General features: G+C 69.8%; 27 protein-coding genes. 12 read left to right on the top strand and 15 right to left on the bottom strand.

Annotated features, from left to right (window positions below):
• Positions 1-31: 31 nt before the first annotated feature.
• A complete protein-coding gene (locus QMG86_RS28735) occupies positions 32-673 on the bottom strand; it encodes a TetR/AcrR family transcriptional regulator (RefSeq protein WP_281875860.1) in 642 nt (213 codons plus the stop codon).
• 106 nt (positions 674-779) lie between these two features.
• On the opposite strand from QMG86_RS28735, the gene QMG86_RS28730 reads away from it, so the two are divergent.
• Together QMG86_RS28730 and QMG86_RS28725 are read left to right on the top strand one after the other, a co-directional pair.
• Positions 780-2,105, top strand: coding sequence for a carboxylesterase family protein (locus tag QMG86_RS28730; RefSeq protein ID WP_281875858.1), 1,326 nt, complete (start codon positions 780-782; stop codon positions 2,103-2,105).
• Positions 2,106-2,294: 189 nt separating this feature from the next.
• A complete protein-coding gene (locus QMG86_RS28725; RefSeq protein ID WP_281875855.1) occupies positions 2,295-3,158 on the top strand; it encodes an LLM class flavin-dependent oxidoreductase in 864 nt (287 codons plus the stop codon).
• Between the two features lie 26 nt (positions 3,159-3,184).
• Here QMG86_RS28725 and QMG86_RS28720 read toward each other — a convergent pair whose 3' ends face one another.
• Genes QMG86_RS28720 through QMG86_RS28705 form a run of 4 tightly spaced genes read right to left on the bottom strand, consistent with a single transcriptional unit; the run spans position 3,185 to position 5,880 of the window.
• A complete protein-coding gene (locus tag QMG86_RS28720) occupies positions 3,185-4,033 on the bottom strand; it encodes a polyphosphate kinase 2 family protein (protein WP_281875854.1) in 849 nt (282 codons plus the stop codon).
• Between the two features lie 34 nt (positions 4,034-4,067).
• Positions 4,068-4,793: an ESX secretion-associated protein EspG gene (locus QMG86_RS28715; RefSeq protein ID WP_281875851.1), complete on the bottom strand. Its 726-nt coding sequence runs from the start codon at positions 4,791-4,793 to the stop codon at positions 4,068-4,070.
• Positions 4,790-5,452, bottom strand: coding sequence for a hypothetical protein (locus tag QMG86_RS28710; RefSeq protein WP_281875850.1), 663 nt, complete (start codon positions 5,450-5,452; stop codon positions 4,790-4,792). The genes QMG86_RS28715 and QMG86_RS28710 overlap by 4 nt, the downstream gene beginning before the upstream one ends.
• Before the next feature lie 35 nt (positions 5,453-5,487).
• The gene (locus tag QMG86_RS28705; protein ID WP_281875849.1) at positions 5,488-5,880 is read right to left on the bottom strand and encodes a hypothetical protein; all 393 of its coding nucleotides are present in this window, start codon (positions 5,878-5,880) and stop codon (positions 5,488-5,490) included.
• Between the two features lie 182 nt (positions 5,881-6,062).
• Here QMG86_RS28705 and QMG86_RS28700 point away from each other — a divergent pair, with 182 nt between their 5' ends.
• Positions 6,063-6,809: a GntR family transcriptional regulator gene (locus QMG86_RS28700; protein WP_281875847.1), complete on the top strand. Its 747-nt coding sequence runs from the start codon at positions 6,063-6,065 to the stop codon at positions 6,807-6,809.
• Positions 6,810-6,870: 61 nt separating this feature from the next.
• The gene (locus QMG86_RS28695; protein ID WP_281875845.1) at positions 6,871-7,062 is read left to right on the top strand and encodes a hypothetical protein; all 192 of its coding nucleotides are present in this window, start codon (positions 6,871-6,873) and stop codon (positions 7,060-7,062) included.
• Positions 7,063-7,237: 175 nt separating this feature from the next.
• Here QMG86_RS28695 and QMG86_RS28690 read toward each other — a convergent pair whose 3' ends face one another.
• From QMG86_RS28690 to QMG86_RS28675, 4 genes are all read right to left on the bottom strand, one after another.
• Positions 7,238-7,870: a class I SAM-dependent methyltransferase gene (locus QMG86_RS28690; RefSeq protein ID WP_281875844.1), complete on the bottom strand. Its 633-nt coding sequence runs from the start codon at positions 7,868-7,870 to the stop codon at positions 7,238-7,240.
• Between the two features lie 13 nt (positions 7,871-7,883).
• The gene (locus QMG86_RS28685) at positions 7,884-9,134 is read right to left on the bottom strand and encodes a saccharopine dehydrogenase family protein (RefSeq protein ID WP_281875843.1); all 1,251 of its coding nucleotides are present in this window, start codon (positions 9,132-9,134) and stop codon (positions 7,884-7,886) included.
• A 36-nt stretch (positions 9,135-9,170) separates the two neighbouring features.
• Entirely contained in the window at positions 9,171-10,583 is a 1,413-nt protein-coding gene (locus QMG86_RS28680; protein WP_281875842.1) for an ABC1 kinase family protein, read from the bottom strand.
• A 221-nt stretch (positions 10,584-10,804) separates the two neighbouring features.
• A complete protein-coding gene (locus tag QMG86_RS28675) occupies positions 10,805-11,488 on the bottom strand; it encodes a TetR/AcrR family transcriptional regulator (RefSeq protein WP_434085483.1) in 684 nt (227 codons plus the stop codon).
• Between the two features lie 219 nt (positions 11,489-11,707).
• Here QMG86_RS28675 and QMG86_RS28670 point away from each other — a divergent pair, with 219 nt between their 5' ends.
• From QMG86_RS28670 to QMG86_RS28650, 5 genes are all read left to right on the top strand, one after another.
• Positions 11,708-13,042: a DUF445 domain-containing protein gene (locus QMG86_RS28670; protein WP_434085484.1), complete on the top strand. Its 1,335-nt coding sequence runs from the start codon at positions 11,708-11,710 to the stop codon at positions 13,040-13,042.
• A 104-nt stretch (positions 13,043-13,146) separates the two neighbouring features.
• Positions 13,147-13,653 carry a helix-turn-helix domain-containing protein gene (locus QMG86_RS28665; protein ID WP_159841552.1) on the top strand — a complete coding sequence of 169 codons (507 nt, stop codon included), beginning with the start codon at positions 13,147-13,149 and terminating at the stop codon, positions 13,651-13,653.
• Entirely contained in the window at positions 13,650-14,339 is a 690-nt protein-coding gene (locus tag QMG86_RS28660; RefSeq protein WP_281875839.1) for a heparin-binding hemagglutinin, read from the top strand. Before QMG86_RS28665 ends, QMG86_RS28660 begins: the two co-directional genes overlap by 4 nt.
• 83 nt (positions 14,340-14,422) lie before the next feature.
• Positions 14,423-14,713, top strand: a complete 291-nt coding sequence (locus QMG86_RS28655) for a DUF2516 family protein (RefSeq protein ID WP_040870424.1) — start codon at positions 14,423-14,425, stop codon at positions 14,711-14,713.
• A gap of 92 nt (positions 14,714-14,805) precedes the next feature.
• The gene (locus tag QMG86_RS28650) at positions 14,806-15,849 is read left to right on the top strand and encodes an alpha/beta fold hydrolase (RefSeq protein WP_281875838.1); all 1,044 of its coding nucleotides are present in this window, start codon (positions 14,806-14,808) and stop codon (positions 15,847-15,849) included.
• Positions 15,850-15,868: 19 nt separating this feature from the next.
• Here QMG86_RS28650 and purU read toward each other — a convergent pair whose 3' ends face one another.
• Positions 15,869-16,759 (bottom strand): formyltetrahydrofolate deformylase, encoded by an 891-nt coding sequence (gene purU / locus QMG86_RS28645; protein ID WP_281875837.1) that lies wholly within the window; start codon positions 16,757-16,759, stop codon positions 15,869-15,871.
• 317 nt (positions 16,760-17,076) lie between these two features.
• Complete coding sequence (locus QMG86_RS28640) at positions 17,077-17,619, bottom strand: GNAT family N-acetyltransferase (RefSeq protein ID WP_281875836.1); 543 nt, start codon at positions 17,617-17,619, stop codon at positions 17,077-17,079.
• Between the two features lie 154 nt (positions 17,620-17,773).
• Between QMG86_RS28640 and deoC the strand changes: the two genes are divergently transcribed.
• The gene (gene deoC, locus QMG86_RS28635; protein ID WP_281875834.1) at positions 17,774-18,442 is read left to right on the top strand and encodes a deoxyribose-phosphate aldolase; all 669 of its coding nucleotides are present in this window, start codon (positions 17,774-17,776) and stop codon (positions 18,440-18,442) included.
• A 69-nt stretch (positions 18,443-18,511) separates the two neighbouring features.
• Here the strand turns inward: deoC and QMG86_RS28630 are convergent, their stop codons facing one another.
• Positions 18,512-19,234 carry an LmeA family phospholipid-binding protein gene (locus tag QMG86_RS28630; RefSeq protein WP_281875833.1) on the bottom strand — a complete coding sequence of 241 codons (723 nt, stop codon included), beginning with the start codon at positions 19,232-19,234 and terminating at the stop codon, positions 18,512-18,514.
• Positions 19,235-19,333: 99 nt separating this feature from the next.
• On the opposite strand from QMG86_RS28630, the gene QMG86_RS28625 reads away from it, so the two are divergent.
• On the top strand, positions 19,334-19,942 hold the full coding sequence (locus QMG86_RS28625) for a type IV toxin-antitoxin system AbiEi family antitoxin domain-containing protein (protein WP_281875832.1): 609 nt from the start codon (positions 19,334-19,336) through the stop codon (positions 19,940-19,942).
• Between the two features lie 11 nt (positions 19,943-19,953).
• On the opposite strand, the gene QMG86_RS28620 is transcribed toward QMG86_RS28625, so the two are convergent.
• The 3 genes from QMG86_RS28620 to QMG86_RS28610 all read right to left on the bottom strand — a co-directional run bounded on the left by QMG86_RS28620 (position 19,954) and on the right by QMG86_RS28610 (position 21,858).
• On the bottom strand, positions 19,954-20,760 hold the full coding sequence (locus tag QMG86_RS28620) for a class I SAM-dependent methyltransferase (protein WP_281875831.1): 807 nt from the start codon (positions 20,758-20,760) through the stop codon (positions 19,954-19,956).
• Positions 20,730-21,251 carry a DUF2505 domain-containing protein gene (locus QMG86_RS28615; RefSeq protein WP_281875829.1) on the bottom strand — a complete coding sequence of 174 codons (522 nt, stop codon included), beginning with the start codon at positions 21,249-21,251 and terminating at the stop codon, positions 20,730-20,732. Before QMG86_RS28615 ends, QMG86_RS28620 begins: the two co-directional genes overlap by 31 nt.
• A 121-nt stretch (positions 21,252-21,372) precedes the next feature.
• On the bottom strand, positions 21,373-21,858 hold the full coding sequence (locus tag QMG86_RS28610; RefSeq protein WP_281875828.1) for a DUF2505 domain-containing protein: 486 nt from the start codon (positions 21,856-21,858) through the stop codon (positions 21,373-21,375).
• A gap of 253 nt (positions 21,859-22,111) precedes the next feature.
• On the opposite strand from QMG86_RS28610, the gene QMG86_RS28605 reads away from it, so the two are divergent.
• Positions 22,112-23,152, top strand: a complete 1,041-nt coding sequence (locus QMG86_RS28605) for a UDP-N-acetylmuramate dehydrogenase (RefSeq protein ID WP_281881177.1) — start codon at positions 22,112-22,114, stop codon at positions 23,150-23,152.
• Positions 23,153-23,216 lie beyond the last annotated feature (64 nt).

The raw sequence follows: 23,216 nt of genomic DNA, 5'->3' as shown, positions 1-23,216 counted from the left end.
CGATCGGCCCACAGCGGCCATCATGGTCGGCCTACCTGAGAGATTCCGAAACATCCGTCCCGCTGCCGGTGACACCGGCCGAGTCTCGCCCGGCGGGTTCGGCACGGGTGATGCCGGTGAGGATCAGATCGACGGCGTCGCGGGCCAGCCCGGGCGGCAGCTCGCCGCCCAGTTGCGTGACGTGCAGATGGACCAGGCCGCCCAGCGTCAGCACGGTCAGCCGGGGATCCACCGTCGCCGCGACGTCGCCGCGGGCGATGGCCCGCCGGACGATCTCTTCCGACGCCGACAGCCGCCGCACCCAGAATTCGCGCCGGATCGCCTCCACTTCCGGATCGGCCTCGGCGATCACGCTGCCGCGGATCAACGCCCGGCCCGAAGGCGTCCGCGCGAAACGGATGAGATCGGTCATGAACCGCTCCAGATCGCCGCGCAGCGATCCGGTGTCCGGAAGCGGGATCTCTTCGGCCACCCGGGACAGCAGGGCCTCCAGAAGCAAGCGGGGCAGCGTCTTCCACCGGCGATAGATCGAGGTCTCGTGGACGCCCGCGGCCGCGGCGATGTCGGCGATCCGCACGGCGCCGATGCCGGCCGACTCGATGCGGGCCAGGGTCGCGTCGAGGACGGCTTTCCGTAGGCGTGCGCCGCGGATCTGTCCGGGGGAATCAGCCATGCGGCGATTATCGCAAGTTCTCTTGCGTTTCTGCCGGGCCTGACCTTAGCGTGGAGATATCGCAAGTCGACTTGCGATAGAAAGCGAGAGTGGCATGGAGCGCGTCATGGCGGCCTCCGGGCGCTGGCGCGGCGAGTCCCGCGCCGGGGTCGCGGTGTTCCGCGGCATCCCGTACGCCCGGGCCGAGCGGTTCGGCGCACCGGAGCCGGTCGAGCCGCCGGACGGGGTGTACGACGCGACGCGCCGGTACGCCATCGCACCGCAGTTGCCAGGACGACTCGAGGGTGTGATGGGCCGGGCGGAGGCGCTGCCGCAGTCGGAGGACTGCCTGGCGGTCACCGTCACGGCCCCCGCAAGCGCCGAACCGGGGAGTTGTCCGGTGCTGATCTGGCTGCACGGGGGCGCCTATCTCGCGGGCAGCGGCCAATGGAACCTGTACGACGCGGACCGGCTCGTGCGCGAGACCGGCATCGTGGTGGTGTCGGTGAGCTACCGGCTCGGTGTGCTGGGGTACCTTCGCGCACCGGGCGTCTCGGCCGGAAATCGCGGCGTGGACGACCAGATCGCGGCGCTGCGCTGGGTGCGAGAGCACATCGCCGAGTTCGGCGGCGATCCGGAGCGCGTCACCCTTGCCGGACAGTCCGCCGGCGCGCAGTCGGTCGTCGCGCTGCTCGGCATCGCGGCGGCCAGGAGCCTGTTCGCCCAGGCGATCGTGCAGAGCGCGCCTTTCGGCGTCGGGTTCCGAAGTCACCGGCAGGCCGAGCGGGTGGGGGCGATGTTCCTCGCCGAACTCGGCGCCGATCCGCGCACCGTACCGGTGGCCGAACTGCTTGCCGCGCAGGCGCGTACGGCACGCCGGATCGCTGGGCCCGCCGCGCTGAACCCCGCACCGCCCTTCTCGCCCGTGGACGATGCCGGCGCACTGCCCGCCGAGCCCGCTTGGCGGCAAGCGTTGCGGGACACGGCCACCGGACTGCCGGTGCTGCTCGGTTGCGCGGCCGAGGAGGCGCGGGCGTTCTACGGCGGCCCGCATCCGGTCTTCGGCAGGCTACGTCGACTGCCGGTGACGGGCGCCCGGCTCGACGTGGCGATCCAGCGGCTGATCGGCCGAAAGGCGTTTGAAAACGGTCTGTTCCGCTTCGCCGACGAATTGGCCGACGCCGGGGCGCGCGTGTACTGCTACCGGGTGGGACAGCTCCATCCGGCGAATCCGTACGGCGCCTGCCACTGCATCGATCTACCGCTGCTGTTCGCCGACGGCGAGACCTGGCAAGCCGCTCCGATGCTCGCGCCCCTCACGGCGGGCGAGATCGACGCGCTCGGCCGCCGAACCCGTAGTCACTGGGGCGAATTCGTACACACCGGACGGATCGCCGACACCGGCTGGACACCACACCGGCCGGGCTCGCGTCTCGCGCGGCAACTGCCCTGAGCAGGTATGCGCTTCAGTTGACCCGGCAACGCCATGCGGATCACACCGGTCGGGTCGGCATCGCTTCCGCACCTCAGATGAGGTCACCGAATCGTTCGCAATCTACGTCGCCAACCGACCGACCGCACATGCCGCCGCGCTTGCCGGACATCCGCACTCGAGCGGTCCGCAGCCGGTAGGAATAGTGGGATGACTGTTCTCGGTGCTGTGTTCCGTCCGCAAAATCCGCCCGAACTGCTGCGCGAGGCGGCTCGCGTGGCCGAGGAGACGGGGCTGGAGGAGCTGTGGCTGTGGGAGGACTGTTTCCTGGAGAGCGGGATCGCCAGCGCGGCGGCCGCGCTCGCCTGGACCGAACGGGTGCGCGTCGGAGTCGGGTTGCTGCCGGTGCCGCTGCGCAACGTCGCGCTCACCGCGATGGAGGCGGCGACGCTGCACCGGCTGTTCCCGGACCGGTTCCTCCTCGGTGTGGGCCACGGCGTGCAGAGCTGGATGGCGCAAGTCGGCGCACGCGTCGCGTCGCCGGTGACGTTGCTGAGCGAGCATGTGGCCGCGTTGCGCGCGCTCCTGGCCGGCGAGCGGGTCACCGTCTCGGGCCGCTACGTGCGGCTCGACGCCGTCGCGCTGGACTGGCCGCCCGCCACGCCGCCGAAGGTATACGCGGGCGCGCGCGGACCGCGCTCGATCCGGCTGTCGGGAGAACAGGCCGACGGCACCTTGCTGGATTCGATCACCGACGCCGACGGCGTCCGTGCGGCGCGCACGCTGATCGATGAGGGACGTGCCGCGGCCGGCCGCACCGACCGCCACCAGGTGGTGGCGAACCTGCTGGCGGTCACCGGCCCGGACGCCGAAGCGCGCCTGGCCGCCGAACGCACCCCCGCGCACGCGCCGAACGCGGGCGTGGCGGGTGACGCGCACGCGATCGCCGAAGCCGTGACCGCGCTGGCCGAAGCGGGCGCCGACACCGTCGTGCTCCAGACCACCGCCGACGATCCGGACGCCGCCGCTTTCCTCCGGTTCGTCGCCGAGGAAGTCCGGCCCCTGGTCCCCTGAGGCCGACCGCGCGCAGACGCGACGCCCTAGGCTCGGGCCAGGCGCCGTTTCTGCGCCTCGACGTCGAACGTCGGCCCTGGCCAGTCGAGATCCAGCCCCTCGAGGGCCGCGATCAGCAGTTCGGTGACCGCGAGCCGGGAGAACCACTTGCGGTCGGCGGGCACGACGTACCAGGGCGCGTGCGCGGTGGACGTGCGGTCCAGCATCGCCTGGTACGCCTCCTGATAGGCGGGCCAGTACGCGCGCTCATCGATGTCGGCCGGGTTGAACTTCCAGAACTTGTCCCTGCGTTCCAGTCGCTCGGCGAGCCGTTTCTTCTGTTCGTCGAGCGAGACGAACATGGCCACCTTCACCAGCGTGGTGCCCTCGTCCACCAATTCGCGCTCGAACGCGTTGATCTCGTCGTAGCGCGGCTCCCACACCGTGGGCGGCACCAGGTTGTGCACGCGCACCACGAGCACATCCTCGTAGTGCGAGCGATCGAACACTCCGAGCTGACCCGCGCGCGGCAGCGCCTTGCGGATGCGCCACAGATAGTGATGGCGCCGCTCTTCCTGCGTCGGCACACCGAAGGCGGCATGGTCGACACCCTGCGGGTCGACGGAACCGATGACGTGCCGGACGATGCCGCCCTTGCCCGCGGTGTCCATGCCCTGCAGGATCAGCAGCACGTTGCGCTTGTCGCCGCCCGACCTGCCGTTGGCGTACAGCTTCTCCTGCAGATCCGACAGCACTTGGCTGCGGTCGGCCAGCAGCTCGAGTCCGGCTTTCTTGCCGCCGGAGAACCCGGGTGTCCCGGAGGTGTCCAGTTCCGCTACTCGCAGGCCATCGGCTTTCATGGCTTCGGTAGCGCACGTCGTCCACTGTTCGGGCATGGTCCCAAACTACCCACGCGGCCCTGGCGCCCGGTCAGACTTGCGCGAGCCGCAGCAGCTGGGCGGCGAACTCCTCGTCCGAGACCGGGGTGAGGATGAGATCGTGCGCGGTGGTGAGCAGATAGCGGCCGTCGCCGGTGAAGTCCAGCCAGGTGCGGTGCCGGGTGGGCGGGGACATCGGGTTCTCGGGCTGCACCGTGACGGTGATGAAGCCGCGCCCGTCCACGGGCTTGCGCAACGTTTGGCGGAATTTCGCCGCCCCGCGATGACCATTGGTGACGAACGGCTCGGTGCGGTCCGGACTGAGCACGGCGTCTTGCGGCTCCCGCATCGGGGCCAGCTTGCCCGGCCGCGCCGACCCGATGACCTGTACCAGGCGTTCGCCCACGGCGCGGGCATGGCACATCTGCACGGTCACCCGGTCGGGCGTGGCGACCAGGATGCCCGCGTGGTTGTGCACGACCGCGGCGAAGGCGAGGATCTGTTCGGCCGCCGCGCCGGTTCCGTTGCGGGCGAGCGGCGTGCGTTCGCCGGAGACGGTGATGGTGGTCGCGTCGTTGCGCGCGCAGAGCATCAACGCGGCGGCCAGGTCTGGGTCGGCTTGGCGGGCGAAGCGCTGCGGCAGGCGGAGGGCCAGGTGTTCCGACTCGGTCCGCGCCGTGGCCGAGGGGACCATGTTGACCGGGTAGGGCCTGCGGTCCAGGCTCGTTTCGTTCGTCCAGACATGCGTGAATTCGTCCGGGGTCAGCACCCATTTCACCGTGCGCCGCCTCCGCGGACGGAATCCGGATCGCCGGGTGCGTCCTCGGTCACCGAACCCGCACGGGGCCGGGGGAATTGGGGAACGTGATCGCCGGTGGCGGGCATCGTCGGGGTGTAGACGTACGTCATCGTGTCCCGGACATCCGCCTCGATGTCTGCCGCCGCACTGTCGTGTTCCATCCTACGTTTTCCACCGTAAACCGCTTCGGCGGCCGGGTCGGCCAGCGGGCGATACCGCTGCGGTGGCACGATCGCGCCCCGGACCGTTTGCGCGGCATCGCTATTCAACTCCATCAGCCGGGCGACCGCCCGGCACACGTCGTGCGCCTCCTCGCCCGCGCGGACGAACTGCCTGGTCGCGCCCACGGCCGCGTCGGCCGTCCGGCCGGACCAGCGCGCGAACTCCCGGTTGGTGGCGTCGGAGAACGCCTGGAACGCTTCGGCCACCGCGGTGGCGTTCGCCTGCCACGCCGCGGCGACCCGGCCGAGCGCCGCCGGGTCGAGCGCTTCGTGCACCAGGTCCCAGATCTGCTGATGGGTGTAGGCGCCGAACAGCTCGCGGTCCGGCGCATAGGCGGGATCAGCTGCGCCGCTGGTGAATCCGGCCAGCTCCTGCCGGATGCCGTCGGCGGCGGCGCGTGCCGCGGAGTCTGCCATCGGTCGTCCCCCTCAGTCGGTTCCGGCCCGCGGGCTCACCGGGGCTCCAAGTAGTCGGCGATCAGCCGCAGCGCGGCCTGGTTCGCCGCCTCCGCGTCGGCGAGCCGGTTGGCCGCGGCGAGATAGGCGGCCTTGAACAGCAGCGCCGTTTCCTGGAACGCGGTCAGGGTGTCCAGGTACTGGCGTCCTTTCGCGGCGAACCCGCGGGTGAGGCCGTGTCCGGTGGGCAGGTCGGGGAAACCGGTCACGTCGGTGACCAGGTGTTCGTCGGCCATCGCGCGGCGTAGATCGTCGACCAGTTGATCGCACGCGGCGGCGAGGTTCTCCGCGACCGCGGTGTCCAGCTCGAACCGCTCGCCCCCGCTCGCGCCGATGGCCGCCGCGTACAGCTCTCGCGCCGTCCCCTGTCCGGTATCGGGCACCGCCATGTGGAACCCCCTTCGGCTCGGTCCTGTTCGTACCGCGCTGTACTGGACTCGCACTTTACCGGCCGGTACAGCGCCGCGGACCCCGTCGGGTCCGGGCTTGTGCGCGTCCCCCGGCGCCCGGCTCCGTCGTTGTTACACTGACCAGCGGTCCGAGGGGCGGTGTCCGCAGGGGAAGGCGACCGGTGACCGGAATCGAGGGCGTGGTCCCGAAATACCTGCAGATCGCGGGGCATCTGCGGGAGCTGATCGAGCGCGGCGAGCTGGCCGCGGGCGCCGAGGTGCCGTCCGAGCGCGAACTCGCCGCGCGCTGGAAGGTGGCGCGGCCCACCGCCGCCAAGGCGCTGAATTCGCTGCGCCAGCAAGGAATCGTCAGGTCTCGCCGTGGGTCGGGCACCTATGTGGCCGAACGATCCGCGCTGGTGCGGGAGAGCACGCCCCGATACGAGTCGTCTTCGCCCGGGGATTACTCGGTGCGCGTGCTGCGTGCGGAGGTGGTGGAAGGACCGCGGGAGGTCACCGACGCGCTCGGCCTCCCCGCCTCCAGCGCGGTGATCGTCCGGAAGCTGGTGACCGACGACCATTCCGGAGCCGCGCGACTGATCACCTGCTGGTATCCCGGCGAATTCGCCTCGGCCGCCACACTGTCGGCCGAACCAGAGCCGGTGCCCGGGGACGTCTCTCGGTATCTGGAAGCCGTGCTCGGGCGCGTTGCCGCGATCGTGCGCGAGAGTGTCGGCGCCCGGCTGGCCACCGAGGACGAATGCCGCCATCTCGCGCTCGCGCCCCCGGCGCCGGTGCTGGTCGTGCACCGCATCGGCCGAGACACCGACGGTGTCGCGCTGGAGTACCGCGAAAGCGTCCACCCACCCGGCCAGTCCACCCTGTATCGGGAGTATTTCACCAGCTCAGCGGCCGATTTCCGCCGTTGACACCCGTTCGCCGCAACTGGCATAGTCCACTTGGCGGAAGTGTCGAAGGGTGGGAGGGGCGATGTCCGATCAATTGACCGTCGGCGGCTGGGTGATCGTGGGGGAGCAGTGCTCGGTCCGCCTGGCCCCGGTACCTCGCGGCGACTACCTCGCGTTCGTCTTCGAAAGCAGCGGAACCGAATTCGAATTGGCCCTGGCTCCCGCCATCCTGCACCGCATGGTCGATCTCGGCTCCGGCCCGCGGCCGTCCTGACGCGCACGGCCGTCCGCGCAGGGCAACCCCGTGCCCGACCTCGATGATCCTCGCGGCGGCGATGTGCCGGTCCGAGCCCAGCATCCGCCTGCCCGCACCGTGGACGAGCGCGAGTCGCCGATCCGGGCCGTGACCGGCGACCGAGCACCGTCCGTGCGGCCGGGAAGCCCCGCGATCAGGCGGGTTTGGTCGCGCTGACGTACTGGAGCAGACGATGGACCCGCTGATCGATCTCCACCAAGCCCTGCTCGGCGAAGAGGGTCGGAAAAGTCCGTGTGCCGAACACCCGCAGACCGCTCAAACCGCCGACCACGCGGCTCACCTCGCCGATGGGGTTGGCGGCCCGGTAACTGGTGGTGATCGCGATCCGGCCGCCGGGAGCCAGGACGCGGATCATCTCGCGCGCGGCGACGAGCGGGTCGGGGATGAGATAGAGCGCGCCGAAACAGCAGACGGCGTCGAACGTTCCGTCCGCGAACGGGAGCGAGCGCGCGTCGCCGCGGAGATACCCGACGCGCGGTCCGGCGTTGTCGGCGACAGCGCGCGCCAGCATCGGCTCGGAGTAGTCCAAGCCGATCGTGTAGCCGTCGCCGGACAGTGCGTCGCTCAGGTATCTGGTGAAATTGCCCGGCCCGCAAGCGATGTCGAGCACCTTCTGCGCGCCGCCGAGCCGCAGGGTCGTCACCGCGTCGCGCCGGTCCGACGCGGTCGTCCGCCCGCTGGCGAGATAGAACAGCGTCGGCCGCCAGGCTCGCTCGTACACCGCGGCGAGCGCGGGGGCGTTCATCGTCTTGCGTGCGAGGTTCACCGGGGCACGTCCCTCAGGCCCGGTCCACGGTGATGATCATGCCCGCCGCGCGCAACCGCTCGGTCAGCGCGTCGCCCATCGCGGCGGCGGGCGTGAGGATGCCCGCGAGCTCGGGTTGCTTGTCGGTGTCGAACGCCAGGCACAGGCCGCTCTCGCCGAGCAGCACCGCGGTGGCCTGGTAACCCGGGTCGCCGGTGCCGGAGAAGGTGGCCACGTACTTCGCGCCGGAGGTGGTGTGCGCGAACGTCTTCATGGTGAACCAGCCGCTCTTACGCGCCTTCTCGTCCGGTCCGGTGCCCGGCTTGGGCAGCACACGGTCCAGCAGCTTGCGGCCCGCGGCCGCCCGCGACAGCAGCGCGCCCGCGGTCAGGCCCGCCACGATGCCGCCCGCCATGCCCGCCGCCACCAGCGGCGCCACCCGCGACTTCCCCGCGCTCATCACTTCGCGGTAGCGGAAGTTCTTGCCGTAGACCCAGCCGAGCAGTCCGTTGGTGCGGCGCACGACCTTGGTGTTGTGCGCGGCCATCACGAACGTGCTCACCCACCCGTCCAGGCTCGGGTCGATGGCACTGGCGCGCGACAGCGCCTGATCGGACTGGCGGCCGACGTCGGGATCCATCGCCTTGTCCGGGCTCAGCGAGTACGGGTGCGACAGCACCTTGCCCTTGGCCGGGTCGGCGGCGATCGCCTCCATCATGGCGCGGCCGGAATCGATGGTGCCGCCGCTGACCCCGCCCTTGAGCGAGGCCACCAGCGTGGTGTCGACGAGTTCACCGGCGTTGTCCTCGACCGTGCGGCGGTAGAGCTGGTACACGCTCAGATCCGACGGAATCGAGTCGTAGCCGCAGGAGTTCACGATCTTCGCGCCCGTGGCGACGGCCTGTTCGTGATAGGCGTCGATGGCGTCGCGGATGAACAGCGGCTCACCGGTGAGGTCGGCGTAGTGGGTGCCGGCCTTGGCGCACGCCGCCACCAGCGGCATCCCGTAGCGCAGGTACGGGCCGACCGTGGTGACCACGACTTCGGTGCGCGCCGCCAGCGCGTCCAGCGCGGCCTGGTCGGTCGAGTCGGCCACCACCAGGCCCCAGTCCGCCGCTTTCGGGCCGAGACCGTCACGGACCGACGTCAGCTTGTCCAGCGACCGCCCCGCCAGGGCGATCCGGGCGGATTCCGGCGCGGCTCCGAGGAGGTACTCCGCGGTGAGCTTGCCGACGAAACCCGTCGCCCCGAAGAGGACTAGGTCGAATTCCCGTGTGTCTGCCATGGTCTTCCGTTCTGGGGTCGAGTCGCCGGTCGGCGGCTACTTCGTGGTCTTCTTGCGCGGCCGTTGCGGCGCGGCAGGCGGGCGGTCGGCGAGCCAGGCGTGATGGGCGCGGCCGAGATCGGTGACCGGCGGTTCGTCGTAGAGCCATTCCCGGGCGACGCGATGCCAGTTCCCGGTGCAGCCGAGCTGACCGAGCATGCCGAAGGTCAGGAAGTCGGCGCGGCGCGAGAAGAGGTGTTCCGGCGGCAGATTCTGCTGCTTCATGCCGGTGAACTCGCTGGCCCTCGGGTCCACCGCGAGCAGGAACGCGCCGCTGGCCAATTCCGGGGTGATGGTCAGTTCCTCGTCGACCAGACACCATTCCGAGGCGGCCAGCACGTATTCCAGGCACTCCTCGGCGCCGATCTCCTGCGGTGAATCGATGACGCCGCGCTGGATCATCAGCTCGCGCAGGTCTTCGGCGCGATCCTCCGCGGCGGCGCGCAGACAGACCAGTTCGAACTGCACGTGCTCGGCGTCCATGCGGTTGAACAATCCGAAATCCAGGAAGGCGACCCGGCCGTCGGCGGCGAGCAGCACGTTGCCGGGATGCGGGTCGCCGCAGAACTCGTTGAAGATGAACAACGATCCCACGTAGAACCGGTAGATGATCTCGCCGATCCGGTCGCGCTCCGCCTGCGGCAGCTGCCGGATCGCGTCGAAGCCTTTGCCCTCCACGTACTCGGTGACCAGCACCCTTGTGGTGGAGAACTCCGGCAGCGAGCGCGGCACGATGACGAACGGGTGCCCGGAGTACAACTCGGCGATCTGCAGCTGGGTGGCCGCCTCGGCCCGGTAGTCGAGTTCGGCTTCCATGTTCAGCCGCAGCTCGTCCAGCACCGCGGGCGTCACCCAGGGCATCGCGGACTGCAGCACGCGCCGGAACATCGCGAGATTCTTCAGATCCGCGCGCACCGCGGCGTCGATGCCCGGGTACTGCACCTTGACCGCGACCTGGCGACCGTCGTGCAGCCGCGCCCGGTACACCTGGCCGATCGACGCGGCGGCGACGGGCTCGGCGTCGAACTCGGCGAAGACCGCGTCGAGCGGCTTGCCGAAATCGTCCTCGATCACCTGGCGCATGGCCGCGAAGGAGACCGTCGGGGCCGCGTCGCGCAGCACGGCCAGGCGTTTCTGGAACCGTTCCCGGTGGTCCTCGGGCACCAGATCCAGGTCGAGCACCGACATCATCTGGCCGAGCTTCATGGCCACGCCCTTCATGGTGCCCAGCACCGTGACCACTTGCTCGGTGGTGCGAATCATGGATTCCTCGGCCATTTTCGCCCGGACGGCCTCGGATCTGCCCCGCATGGTCAGTCGCGTGCGCTGGGTGCGAAGCACCGAACTGGCTGCCACCGCGCCCAGTTTCGTGCCACGAGCAAGCCGAGAGGTCGGTACTTGCTTCGCCATCGAGGTACCTCCGTTGGTGCCGCGGTCGTAGCGACGGACACGCAGGCGGCGACGCGCGGAACCGGGGTGTCCCGCGTGGACCGCCGTCGAGTACGGCGCAGGCGGTGACGCAGCGCACTCGGCGCACCGCTCGGGTTCAGACTAGCCAAGGTTTCGACAAAGTCGAGAGTGGCAGTGAACTTTTGCAAGCGGTCCAGCTAGCGCCGGGGCCGATGGCGGATTCAGTCTTGCACGGGCGACTCGGGCACGGGCAGCACGTGCTGCTGCGCGTTAAACGCCGCGGGCGAACCGCCGGCGCGGGCCATGCCCTCGATCGCGCTCCAGGCAAGCATGGTGAGGTAGTCGATCACGTCTTCGCGGGACAGCGACTTGTTGGTGGTCCACCAGTGCGTCGCCAGTTGGATGCCGCCGACCAGCACGTACGACGCCAGCGCCGCGCCTTCGGTCGCCACGCCCCGGTCCTTGGCGCGCTCGGTGATGACCGCGCACACCACCTCGGCGAAGAGCTTCTCGAACTCCGCGAGCGAGGACTGGTCGGCCGAGCCGTTGCCCATGATGAACCGGTAGACCTCGGGATCCTCGTCGACCGTCCCGACGTACTCGGCCAGCGCGGAGCGGACCAGCTGGTACTCGTCGGCGTCCAGGCTGATCGCGCCGTATACCCGCGGCATCAGCGTGGTCTCGATGAACCGCTGCATGGTCGCGTGGACCAGGTCGTTCTTGTCGGAGAAGTAGCGGTAGAGCACGGTCTTGGAGACGCCGATCTCCGCGGCGATCTCGTCCATGCCCGCGCTGGAGCCGCGGGCGCGCACGGCGGCGAGGGTGCCGTCGACGAGTTCCTCGCGGCGATCGATCTTGTGTTGCCGCCACCGGCGCTTGCGGCCGTCCATCCGGCCGCCGCGCACCGCCGACGGTCGCTCGCCGATATCGACAAGGTCTTCGGTGGACAGCGTGGGCTCCCTCGTTCGTATGTGCTCCGGTGGCTACCAGCTTAGGTCCCCGATACCGGTGATATGCGCTTTTGGGCGCGGATGCGGTAGGAACCACAGTGTCGGGCGCGTCTGGCGTGTCCCCGCTCCGCTCGCCCGCTCGCCCATTTCGCCGCGCACAGCAGAATGGGAGGCATGGAGAAAGCTCCCGGCAACACCGCGGTGGCGGACGCCCCCGCCGCGCCTGCCGCCGCGCCCTTCGGCTTCGCCGCCGTGCTCGACGAGGCGGCCAAGCGTCGTGACCTCTGGCGGATGAAGGCGCTGGCCACCGGCCTGCTCGCCCTGGCAACCGCGATCTATCTGTTCTGCCGCTGGATCGAATCGCGCGGAGCGGGCGGCGATTGGGTCGGCTACCTGCGCGCCGCGTCGGAGGCGGGCATGGTCGGCGCGCTGGCGGACTGGTTCGCGGTGACCGCCTTGTTCCGCCATCCGCTCGGCCTGCCCATCCCGCACACGGCGATCATCCGGCGCAAGAAAGACCAGCTCGGCGCCAGTCTCGGCACCTTCGTCGGCACGAACTTCCTGGCGCCGGAGGTGGTGTCGGCGAAGCTGAGTTCCGCCCGGATATCCCTGCGGGTCGGACGCTGGATGGCGGATCCCGGTCATGCCGCGCGAGTGGCGCAGGAGAGTTCGACGCTCCTGCGGGCCGTCGTCGGCGTGCTGCGCGACGAGGACGTGGAACAGGTCATCGACAACACCATCGTCAAGCGGATCGCCGAGCCGCTGTGGGGTCCGCCGATCGGGCGCGTGCTGGCGGAACTGCTGGCCGACAACCGGCAGCTCGCGCTACTGGATCTGCTTGCCGAGCGCGCGCACCAGTGGGCGCTCGGCTCCCAGGAGACGATCGACCGGATCGTGCTGCGCGACGCCCCGCAATGGGCGCCGAAATTCGTCAACATCCTGCTTTCGGAACGGATCTATCGCGAACTGGTCGAGTTCACCTGGAAAATCCGCTCGAATCCGGAGCACGAGGTGCGCCTCGCCGCGAATCGGTTCCTGGAGGAATTCGCCGAGGACCTGCAATTCGACGACGCCATGATCAAGAAGGCGGAGCGCATCAAGGCCCAGATCATGGGCCGCGAGGAGATCACCGGACTGGCCTCGGCCACCTGGCGCGCGGCGAAGCGGCTGATCCTGGAATCCGCCGACGATCCGGGCAGCACGCTGCGGCGCAAGGTCGCCGAGAACGTGCAGCAGCTCGGCGAGCGGTTGCGCGACGACCCGGACATGCGGGCCAACGTCGACGGCTGGATCGATCGCGGGGCGCGGTACTTGGTGGAAAACTATGCCGGTGAGATCAGCACCCTGGTCACCGACACGGTTGCCCGGTGGGATGCCGACGAAGCGAGCAAGAAGATCGAATTGCAGGTCGGCCGGGATCTGCAATTCATCCGGATCAACGGAACCGTTGTCGGTTCGCTTGCCGGACTGGCGATCTACACGATTTCCCATCTGATGTTCGGCGGCTGATCCGCGGCACGCGGAACGTTTGCCGAAACACTGCTAGCAGACTGCTTGCAATAGCTAGCACCCTGACCTAGAATCGAACCCGTACAACCGCCAGAAGGTGAGTGATGGCAGACCAGCCCGAGGTTTCCGCCGAGTACACCGACAGATCGGACGAGCATTCGTCCGGCGTCGGAGAACGAGCGGGTCGCGTCGTCAACGCGGCGCACGACATCGGAGGCTTCATCAGGGCGCAGCGGGAAGCGGCGCAAGTCTCGCTGCGTCAGCTCGCCCAGCTGGCGGGGGTGAGCAATCCGTACCTCAGCCAGATCGAGCGCGGACTGCGTAATCCGTCCGCCGAAGTGCTCACGCAGATCGCGAAAGCGCTGCGGGTCTCATCGGAGGTCTTGTACGTACGGGCTGGCTATCTCGAGCAGCGGCCGCACAGTCCGGTCCGGGACGCCCTGCTCGCCGACACGTCGATCAGTGAGCGGCAGAAGCAGGTGCTGCTGGACATCTATGAATCGTTTCGCCGGGAAAACGGAGGAAACGAGGCAGGGGGGGACGTATGGGACAGCGACGTTCCGCGCACGACAACCGACACTCCGCCACGCCAGGAGAACGAAACCTTATGACCGAGAAGAACGCCACCGTCACCAAGCCCTTGCTCGCCACCGTCGGTGCGGGTGACGCCCTCTACACCGCCGTGAACGACGTGTTCGCCCAGGTGCGCGAGCGCGCGGCCGCCACCGAGGTGCAGGCCCGGGTGGAGGAGGCGCGCGAGCGCTTCGCCAACGTCCCCGCCGACGTGCAGGCGCAGTTCGACACGCTGCGCGAGCGGCTGTCCGGACTGCCGTCGGAGCTGCCGGACGACCTCGCGGAGCTGCGCGAGAAGTTCACCGCCGAGGAGCTGCGCGCCCTGGCCGAGAAGTACTACCGGCAGGCGCTCGACCTCTACGCCGACCTCGCCGCCCGCGGTGAGGAGACCATCGAGCGGCTGCGCGCCAACCAGGCCGTCGAGGAGCGGATCGGCAAGGTCGAGACCCTCTACGGCGACGCTGTGAGCCGCGCCGAGGATGTGGTCGGGCGCGTCAACGGACTGCTCGGCCGCCCGGTCAAGGTCGAGACCGAGGTCGAGGTGGAAACCGAGGCGGACATCGTCCCGGAACCGGTCGTGGAGGCCGAGGTCGTCGAGGTGACCACCGAGTCCACCCCGGCTCCGGTCACGAACGGTGCGGCGAAGAAGGCTCCGGCCAAGAAGGCCACCACGCCCGCCGCCAAGAAGGCTCCGGCGAAGAAGGCCGCCCCCAAGAAGGCCTGAACGGCCCGCCGCTGAGTGCGATTCCACGCCCTCGCGCACCCCTGGTGCGCGGGGGCGTTGCTTCTATGATGGGTGGGGTGAATATGGTGCACGGATTGACCGGGATGATCCTGCTGGTGCTGTGGCTGGCGGCGCTCGGTGCGACGATTTTCGCGCTGATCCACGCCGTGCGTCAGCGTCCGGACGCGTTCACCGCGGTGGACAAACTGACCAAGCCGATCTGGCTGGCGATTCTCGGGGCGGCTGTGCTCGTGCTTCTACTCTCACCCGCGGGGCTGGGCCTGCTGTCCTTCGCGGCGATCATCGCCACGGGTGTCTACTTGGCCGACGTACGGCCCAAGGTGGACGAGGTGCAGCGGGGTCCGCGCTGGTGAGAGGGAAGACTGCCGACAGGTAAGGGTGCTTGCACTAGCAAGCGGCGCGAATCGGGGTTACTGTATCTAGCAGTAACACAAAGGAGTGTCCGATGCGTGCCATGCTGCCGACCGCGTTGACGAGCTTCCCGGGACTGCTCCGGAGCTTGCGCGCCGCGCACAGCGCCGACCTGCGTTCGCGTACCTACCAGACCGTCGCGTTCAACCCCCCGGCCGCGCCCCGCGAGGTGATCCCGGTCCGCGCCGGGGACGGAGCTCGGCTGCGGGTACACGCCTACGGTCCGCCGGACAAGCCGGCCGTCGTGCTCGTGCACGGCTGGACCTGCTGCCTCGAGTACTGGAACCCGCAGATCAATGCGTTCGCCGGCGATTATCGCGTGATCGCCTACGATCAGCGCGGCCACGGCGAGAGCGAATACGGCTCGAGCGAGCTGACCATGGGCCTGCTGGCCGACGACTTGGCCGCGGTGCTCGACGCCGCGCTCGCGCCCGGGCAGCGGGCCGTGCTGGTCGGCCACAGTCTCGGCGGCATGACGCTGCAGGCGTGGGCGGGACGCTACCCGGAGCAGGTCGCGCGCCGAGCCCTCGCGGTGCTGCTGACCAATACCGCGGCCGATCGGCTGATCCTGGAGACCACAGTGGTGCCGCTGCTCAACCGCCCGTTGCGGCTGCTGCAACTGAAAGTGCCGCTGCCATTCCTCTTCGGCAGGCTCGGCCTGGGCGCCCCGCTCGTCTTCCCGCCCATCGCGCCGGTGCGCTGGCTGTTCGCGCGCCAGATCCTCAGCACCGCGGCGAAAGGCGACCTGCTGGACTTCAGCATGGCCATCGTGCGGTCGTGCCCGGCCCGGGTGCGGTCCAAGTTCGGTTTCCTGCTCGCCACGATGGACGTCGGGGAGGCGGCCAGGAGCCTGGTGGTGCCCACGACAGTGCTGTCGGGGCAGTTCGACGACATGACGCCGCCGGTCCACTCCGAACGCATCGTCGAGCTGCTCCGGCAGACCGGCAGCCTCGCGCGCTACCAGGTGCTGCCCACCGGCCATCTCGGCAACGTCGAGGCCTACGAACGGTTCAACGAGGAACTCGCCCGCGTCCTCGCCGCGGCGGGCAAGTCCGCCCGCGCCGACCTCGCGGGCTGACGCGCCGAGGGCGCGCCGGTCAGGAGAAGACCACCGTCCGGCGGCCGTGCACCAGGACGCGCCCTTCCAGATGCCAGCGCAGCCCGCGCGCGAGCACCACCCGCTCGATGTCGCGGCCTTGGCGGACCATGTCGCGTACCTCGTCCGCGTGATCGATGCGGATGACGTCCTGTTCGATGATCGGGCCCGCGTCCAGTTCCGCGGTCACGTAGTGGCAGGTCGCGCCGATCAGCTTCACGCCGCGGGCGAACGCCTGGTGATAGGGGCGGGCGCCGACGAACGAGGGCAAGAAGCTGTGGTGGATGTTGATCGCCTTGCCCGCCCAGTGCTCGCACAGCTCGGCAGGCAACACCTGCATGAACCGCGCCAGCACCACCGCGTGCGGGTCGTGCGCGTCCACCAGGGCGCGGACCTCCTCGAACGCCGGCCCGCGCTCGGCCGGGTCCTTCGGGAACGGCACGTGATGGAACTTCACCCCGTGCGCCTCGGTCATCGCCGCCAGATCGGGGTGGTTGCCGATCACCGCCTCGATGGTGGCGGGCAGCTCACCGCTGGCCGCGCGCCCGAGCAGGTCGTGCAGGCAGTGCCCGTCCTTGCTGACCAGCAGCACCGCACGGCGGCGCGACCGGGAGTCCAGCAGCTGCCATTCGGTCTCCGGCCCCAAGCCGGCCGCCACCCCGGCGAACCGGTCCCGCAGCTCCGCGATCCCGAACGGCACCGTCGCGGCCTTGATCGCCTGGCGCGTGAAGAACCAGCCCGTCTCCACGTCGGAGTGATACCCCGCCTCCACGATCGAGCCGCCGAACTCGGCGATGAACAACGTGATCCCGGCGATGATGCCCGGACGATCCTTGCAGCCGAGCGTCAGCACGTAACGGCGATCGTCCAGAACGGGAGAAGCGGAACTCATGCGTACATCTTCCCAGGCGCGCCGCGCACTCGATCGCGGTGTATGTGGAACTCATGGCCGCGGCCCGCGCCAGTGGAGCCGCGATCGGCACTGCCAACGGCTATATCGCGGCTACCGCCAGCGCCGCGCGGATGGCCGTGGCCACCCGCGATACCGCGCCATTCCGTGCTGCTGGAGTGCCCGTCATCGATCCGTGGGCCTAGCGCCGTCGCGCTGGTACTCAGGATGGGCGTGGAACTCGTGCCAGGTCGACGCGCGGGATATTTCAGAGCCCAGGTCGTCTGCGCAGCCCGGGCGTCTGAACGCAGTGGCGGCGCTCAAAGGCTGTAAAACGGGTCCGCGTAACGGAATTCGCCGACGATTTGGGAATCGTAGGCGGACAGGGAGCGGACCTGGAAGTGGCTGATCCAAGCCGGGTCGTCCGGGGTGATGCCGAGACGGGCGGCGGGGACGAAACCGAAGCGGGGGTAGAACTCCAGGCTGCCGAGCAGCCCGATCAGGGGTTCGTCGAGGGCGTCGGCGGCGCCGAGAGCCGCGTGCATGAGGGCCGAGCCGACTCCGGCGCCTTGATGATCGGCGAGGACGCCGATCGGGCCGAGTGCCAGCACCGGGAACGGGCCGACGGCGGCTCTGGTCAGGCACAGGTGACCCACCACGCTGTCGTGCTCGATCGCCACCAGGGAGAGCGTGGGAATCCAGCCCTCGTCGCTGCGCAACTGCGCGACCAAGTCCACCTCGGGTGGATCCGCGTCGACCCGGTCACCGGAAGTGCCGGCAGAGGCATAGCGCGGGGCGAATGCGCTGCGATGCACCGCCGCGATCGCAGCGGCGTCGTCGGCGCGTTCGCGACGGATCAGCACGGTCGTCTCCTCCCGAACGAAGTAGGCCCATCCGCACACGTTAGTCAGTCGACCGTGGCGTCCCGCTCTCCGATGCGCCATCAGCTACGAGTGTGCGGGAAGTGCCACCAGGCGCGCAACGGAATTCGCGCCGGGTGTGCCAGACTCTGGACCCATGGCAAGTTCCACGTCGCTGACCAGGGCCGAAGTGGCCGCCATGATCGATCACACACTGCTCGCCCCGGAGGCGACGCGCGACGAGGTCGACGCGCTGGTCGAAGACGCGCGGGCGTTGGGCGTGCTCGCGATCTGCGTGTCGCCGTCGATGTTGCCGGTGCGCGCGCCCGGGCTGGTGGTCGCCACCGTCGCCGGATTCCCCTCCGGCAAGCATCATTCGCTGGTGAAGGGCGCGGAGGCGCGGCTCGCGGTGGACCAGGGCGCCGCCGAGGTCGACATGGTCATCGATGTCGGCGCGGCTCGCGCGGGTGATTACACCGCGGTGCTCGCCGACATCGTCACGGTGCGCGAGGCGGTGGGCGATCGAGCGCTGCTGAAAGTGATCATCGAATCGGCCGCACTGCCGGACGAGGCGATCGTGCAGGTGTGCCGGGTCGCCGAACGCGCGGGAGCCGATTTCGTGAAGACCTCCACGGGATTTCATCCCGCGGGTGGTGCGAGCGCCCACGCGGTGGGATTGATGGCCGAGACGGTCGGCGGCCGGCTCGGCGTCAAGGCCAGCGGCGGCATCCGGACCGCGGAGGCGGCGGCGGAGCTGATCGCGGCGGGCGCGACCCGGCTCGGACTGTCCAGGTCGCGCGACGTGCTCGACGGCTTCCCGGCCTGACCGGAGCCGGACAGCTCCGCGGCCGTCTTCGCCGCCGCGCACCCCGAGGTTCGTTGCGGCGCGGCGCGTTCAGCAGCGCATGTCGGAGCTGTTGCCGGCGGACTCGAGTTGGGTACGCCCACCCGACAGATGGACGTCGACGCCCGAGTCGGTGACCTTCACCTCGGTCGCCGTCATGCCGAGCGGATAGCTCTGCAGGCTCTGGGTGAACAGGTCGACGATGCTCTGCACGAAATCGGCGGGCAATCCGATGCCGAGCAGTTCCGCCGACATCGTCTCCACCTGCACCGCGCCGTTCACGATCTGCGGCTTCAGCTGGAGTTCGGCGATGCCGCCGAGCACCGCCAGGGTGAGCAGGCCGGAATCCGCCGAGGAGGTCACCCCGCTGACCATGCCGCCGAGGGTCTCCTTGATCCCTTCGTTGCTCCAGGTGACGTCGGCGGAGGAGCTGCCGATCACGCTGCCGTTGGGGTCGGCGACATCGACGTCCCGGAAGACGGCGTGCACCCCCATCCCGACGGCGGGGCCGAACTTGGAGTCGGCGCTGTTCACCCGCACCGACGGCACCTTGCCGTCGATCCAGGTGACCAGCATGGGCTTGGGCCCGAAGCTCACGTCGATCTTCGATCCCATTTCCTTCTCGAACTGCGAGCTGATGCAGCTCGAGACCGTGTGCCTGGCGTAGGCCTCGCCGCCGACCAGCACCGTGGCGAGCAGAACCGCTACCACGGTCAGGGCGATCAGCAGGCCTCGCCGGGTGATCGTCGAGGTGGAGGTTGCGTTCGTACTCATGGTCAAAATTCTTCCCGACCTTTCTGAGCCGTCTCTGTGGAGGCGGTGAGGGGTTCGAATGTGACATGAAGCACAAAATCCGGGCGTAGCCTGATCTCCATGGCTGGCGATGTGGCAAGCCGCGCGATCGGATCCGCGGAACAAGGATGGCGTGTTCTGCGCCGTTGGGCCGGTCGGCACGCCGGTTTCTTCACGACTCGGCAGGTGCTGCGCACCGGGTGTGGGGCGCGGGTGCGAGCAGCCCTCGGCGACGGTTCGGTGACCAGGGCGGGGATCGGCATGCTGCGGTTGGCCGGGTGGCCGGAAGGCCCACTCGACGAATACGCGATGTGGGCGGCCTGGTTCGACGGCGCCGCGGTCGTCTCTCACCAGAGTGCGGCGGAACTGCACGGGCTCGGCAGCCTGCGCCCGCGTTTCCTGCACCTGTCGGTGCGCACCGGACGTCCGCCGGTCACGCCTCGGCTGGCGGTGGTGCGCCGGTCGCTGGTCGGCGGCGACGTGGAATCGGCGGGCCCGTTCCTGGTGACCACGCCGGTGCGCACGGTGCTCGACCTGGCCGAGGCCGATATCGGCCAAGCAGCTCTGAACGAGGTGGTCGCCGACGCGGTCGCCATCCGCCGGTGCGCGGGCGGGGAGATCACCGACGCGGGGTCGCGCTTGTCGCCGCGCGCCGCGCGACGGGTATATCAGGCGCTCGCCGTAGCGTGACGAAACCGCCCTCAGCCCGCACCGAGCGGCGCGACAGCCTGCCACGGCACCGAGAGCACGTTGTCGCGCTGGCGACGGCGGTAGTGGCGGATCGGGAAGCCCTCGGCGCGCAGCGCGTGCGCCGCCGCGCGCCAGCGGACGCGAGGACCGAAAGGCGCCATCGGCGCCGCGTGGGCCCAGGCGCGATCGGCGGCGGCGAGCAGCGCGTGGATCGGTTCGCCGGGGACGTTGCGGTGGATCAACGCCTTCGGCAAGCGTTCGGCGAGATCGGAGGGCCGCTCGACGGTGAACGGGTCCCAGGCCAGCGTGAGCGAGCGCGGCCCGTCCCGATCGAGCAGGACCCATGCGCAGCGCCTGCCCAATTCGTCACAGGTGCCGTCCACCAGCAGACCGTCCGGTGCCAGCCCGGCCAGCACGGTCGACCACGCCTCCGCGACCGCCGACTCCGGATACTGCCGCAGCACATTGAAGGCGCGCACCAGAACGGGCCGCAACCCGGCCAGTTCGAAGCCGCCGCGTGCGAAGGTGACGCCGTCGCGGCCGGGCACCACGCGCTGCGGATCGATCTCGAGCCCGACCAGCCGCACGTCGGCGCGGATCACGCGCAGCCGCGCGGCCAGCTCGAACGTGGTCCAGGGGCTCGCGCCGTAGCCGAGGTCGACCACCAGTGGATCGGCGGCGGCACGCAGCCGGTCGGCGACGAGTTCGTCGTTGATCAGCCAGCGATCGCTGCGGCGGAGACGGTTGACGGCGGTGGTGCCACGGGTGATGGTGCCGACCGGTTTGGTCAGCGAGTGGAGTGCTGTTCTTCCAGCCACCGCACCGTGAACTCTGCCTCGCCGCGGAACAGGTCGACCAGGTTGACCAGCATCAGCTGTTCCAGGCGCGGCCCGACCATGGGAATGAACACCTTCGCCTCCGAGGAGAAGCGCATGGTGCAGCCGGTCTCGGTGGGGAACAGGCGGATGGCGCCGCCGAGGCTGCCGGGCCCCGCCGGGATGGACGCCGAGTACTTGCCGGTGGTCTCCTCCGCGTTGTACGGGCTGTAGGACTCCTTGCGGGTGATCACCATGTCCTTGCGCATCACGGTCTGCGCGATCTCCGGCAGCATGTCGCGGGGCAGGACGTGATGCAGTTCGACGTCGATGCCGCCGTCGCCCGCCTCCAGCCGGACCACCTGGTTGCCGGGAGTGAGCTTCCGCATCTCTTCCATCCGCGCTTCCCAGTAGTCGCGGTTCGACAGCGCCGCGTACAGCTCTTTCGTGGTGTGCAGCGGATAGCGGGCGGAGTAGTCCAATCGGCGTGCCATGGGCTCACACGTTACTGGGTGCGACGGCGCCGACCTCGGCGGGCGGGTGGAGTGCCGAATAGCCACGAACGCCGGGACCGCATGGTGTGACGTGGAACAATGCCCGCGCGCCGCGGGCGAATCAATGCTCGGTGAGCCAGGTGCCGGTGAATTCGGCTTCGTTCTTCAGCAGCTCGGTGAGATGCTCCGCGATCGCCTTCTCGATCTTGCCGCCGAACAGCGGAATCTTCACCTCGATGGTGCCCTCGACCGTGGCGACGGCGCCGGAGCCCTCGGCGGCCAGGCTGATGGTGCCGCGCACCTCGGCGGGCGCGCCCTCGACGCGGGCCTCGAAGGTGGCCTCGTCCCCGCTCCACTGTTCGACGCGCGGGATGATCAGATCGCCGGGGCGCACCGCGGTGATCGCGGGCGGCAGCTGTTCGGCGGCGATTGCCTGCACCATCTCCACGCGCACCTGGTCACCGCCGACGGTGACCGAATCCAGCCGGGCGTTGGGGCCACCGACCGCCGCGATGCGATCCTTCCAGTACTGGTCGTTCGCGAACGCCGCGCGCACCGCGGCGGACGGATGGGAGTAGCGGGCCGTGTACGCCAGCGGTGTAGCCATGGGTGCACACGCTACCGTGCGGCGCTCGGGCCGCACGAGTCGTGCCGCCGGATCCGCCGGCGGTGGAAATATGCCGGCGAGTAGCTGTCAGCGGGCACTACAACTGGGCGATTCGAGCTTCCGGCGTGCTGCCTCCGATCCGCTCGCGGCGGACTACGCGAGCGTGCGGTCATCAGGGCGCACGCTACCGTTGAGCACCGTGCGAACTTCACGAGTGGTGCCGTCGGACCTCCTCGCCGGTACCGGTGCGCGGCTGCGCGCGGACGTGCGGCTATCGGAGCTGACCACCCTGCGGGTGGGCGGGCCCGCGCTGGTCGCCGAATGCGCGACGACCGAGGCGCTGGTCGCGACGGTACGCGCGCTGGACGCGGCGGGCGTCCCGGTACTGCTGCTCGCGGGCGGCTCCAATCTGCTCGTGGGGGACGATGGCTTCGACGGCGTGGTGGTGCGGGTCGCCACCACCGGTGTCGAGATCGGCGACGGCGGCGTGATCGCCGAGGCGGGCGCGAACTGGGACGACGTGGTGCGCGCTACGGTCGCCGCGGGTCTCGGCGGACTGGAGTGCCTGTCCGGGATTCCCGGCTCGGCCGGTGCGACGCCCGTGCAGAACGTAGGCGCCTACGGCGCGGAGGTGGCGAACCTGCTGCGCCGGGTTCGCCTGCTGGACCGCGCCGCGGGGGAGATCCGCTGGGTGGAGCCGGGCGAACTCGGGTTCGGTTACCGCACCAGCGTGCTCAAGCATCGCGACGACGCCGTCGTGCTCGCGGTCGAATTCGCCTTGCGGGCCGACGGTTCCAGCGTGCCGCTGCGGTACGGCGAACTGGCTTCGGCGCTGGGCGCCGCGGACGGCGAGTCCCGGCCCGCGGCGCAGGTCAGGGACGCGGTGCTGCGGTTGCGCGCGGGCAAAGGCATGGTGCTCGATCCCGCCGACCACGACACCTGGAGCGCGGGATCGTTTTTCACCAACCCGGTGGTCGCGCCGGAACGGGAGGCGCGGGTGCGCGCCATGATCGCCGCGCACGTCGGCGACGTCCCGGTGCCCACCTACCCGGCGCCGGACGGCGTAAAGTTCTCCGCGGGCTGGCTGATCGAGCGGGCCGGGTTCGCCAAGGGGTTCCCCGGCGACGGGGCGCCCGCCCGGCTGTCGACGAAACACACACTGGCGCTGACCAATCGCGGCGCAGCCAGCGCGGCCGATCTGGTGGCGCTGGCCCGGACGGTCCGCGACGGCGTCGCCGAGCGTTTCGGGATCCGCTTGGAACCGGAACCGGTTACCGTGGGCATCACGCTCTGACGCTGAGGCCGACACCACACGCTGCGACAACGGGATGGAACACGCGCCGAGCGTAGATTCGACG

The organism is Nocardia sputorum, from assembly GCF_027924405.1.
GTDB lineage: Bacteria > Actinomycetota > Actinomycetes > Mycobacteriales > Mycobacteriaceae > Nocardia > Nocardia sputorum.
This window is presented reverse-complemented; position numbering and strand designations above follow the sequence as displayed.

Coding starts and splice junctions, on each gene's coding strand:
- QMG86_RS28735 (WP_281875860.1), bottom strand. CDS start 673: ATGGCTGATTCCCCCGGACAGATCCGCGGCGCACGCCTACGGAAAGCC.
- QMG86_RS28730 (WP_281875858.1), top strand. CDS start 780: ATGGCGGCCTCCGGGCGCTGGCGCGGCGAGTCCCGCGCCGGGGTCGCG.
- QMG86_RS28725 (WP_281875855.1), top strand. CDS start 2,295: ATGACTGTTCTCGGTGCTGTGTTCCGTCCGCAAAATCCGCCCGAACTG.
- QMG86_RS28720 (WP_281875854.1), bottom strand. CDS start 4,033: ATGCCCGAACAGTGGACGACGTGCGCTACCGAAGCCATGAAAGCCGAT.
- QMG86_RS28710 (WP_281875850.1), bottom strand. CDS start 5,452: ATGGCAGACTCCGCGGCACGCGCCGCCGCCGACGGCATCCGGCAGGAG.
- QMG86_RS28705 (WP_281875849.1), bottom strand. CDS start 5,880: ATGGCGGTGCCCGATACCGGACAGGGGACGGCGCGAGAGCTGTACGCG.
- QMG86_RS28695 (WP_281875845.1), top strand. CDS start 6,871: ATGTCCGATCAATTGACCGTCGGCGGCTGGGTGATCGTGGGGGAGCAG.
- QMG86_RS28685 (WP_281875843.1), bottom strand. CDS start 9,134: ATGGCAGACACACGGGAATTCGACCTAGTCCTCTTCGGGGCGACGGGT.
- QMG86_RS28680 (WP_281875842.1), bottom strand. CDS start 10,583: ATGGCGAAGCAAGTACCGACCTCTCGGCTTGCTCGTGGCACGAAACTG.
- QMG86_RS28670 (WP_434085484.1), top strand. CDS start 11,708: ATGGAGAAAGCTCCCGGCAACACCGCGGTGGCGGACGCCCCCGCCGCG.
- QMG86_RS28665 (WP_159841552.1), top strand. CDS start 13,147: ATGGCAGACCAGCCCGAGGTTTCCGCCGAGTACACCGACAGATCGGAC.
- QMG86_RS28660 (WP_281875839.1), top strand. CDS start 13,650: ATGACCGAGAAGAACGCCACCGTCACCAAGCCCTTGCTCGCCACCGTC.
- QMG86_RS28655 (WP_040870424.1), top strand. CDS start 14,423: ATGGTGCACGGATTGACCGGGATGATCCTGCTGGTGCTGTGGCTGGCG.
- QMG86_RS28650 (WP_281875838.1), top strand. CDS start 14,806: ATGCGTGCCATGCTGCCGACCGCGTTGACGAGCTTCCCGGGACTGCTC.
- purU (WP_281875837.1), bottom strand. CDS start 16,759: ATGAGTTCCGCTTCTCCCGTTCTGGACGATCGCCGTTACGTGCTGACG.
- deoC (WP_281875834.1), top strand. CDS start 17,774: ATGGCAAGTTCCACGTCGCTGACCAGGGCCGAAGTGGCCGCCATGATC.
- QMG86_RS28630 (WP_281875833.1), bottom strand. CDS start 19,234: ATGAGTACGAACGCAACCTCCACCTCGACGATCACCCGGCGAGGCCTG.
- QMG86_RS28625 (WP_281875832.1), top strand. CDS start 19,334: ATGGCTGGCGATGTGGCAAGCCGCGCGATCGGATCCGCGGAACAAGGA.
- QMG86_RS28615 (WP_281875829.1), bottom strand. CDS start 21,251: ATGGCACGCCGATTGGACTACTCCGCCCGCTATCCGCTGCACACCACG.
- QMG86_RS28610 (WP_281875828.1), bottom strand. CDS start 21,858: ATGGCTACACCGCTGGCGTACACGGCCCGCTACTCCCATCCGTCCGCC.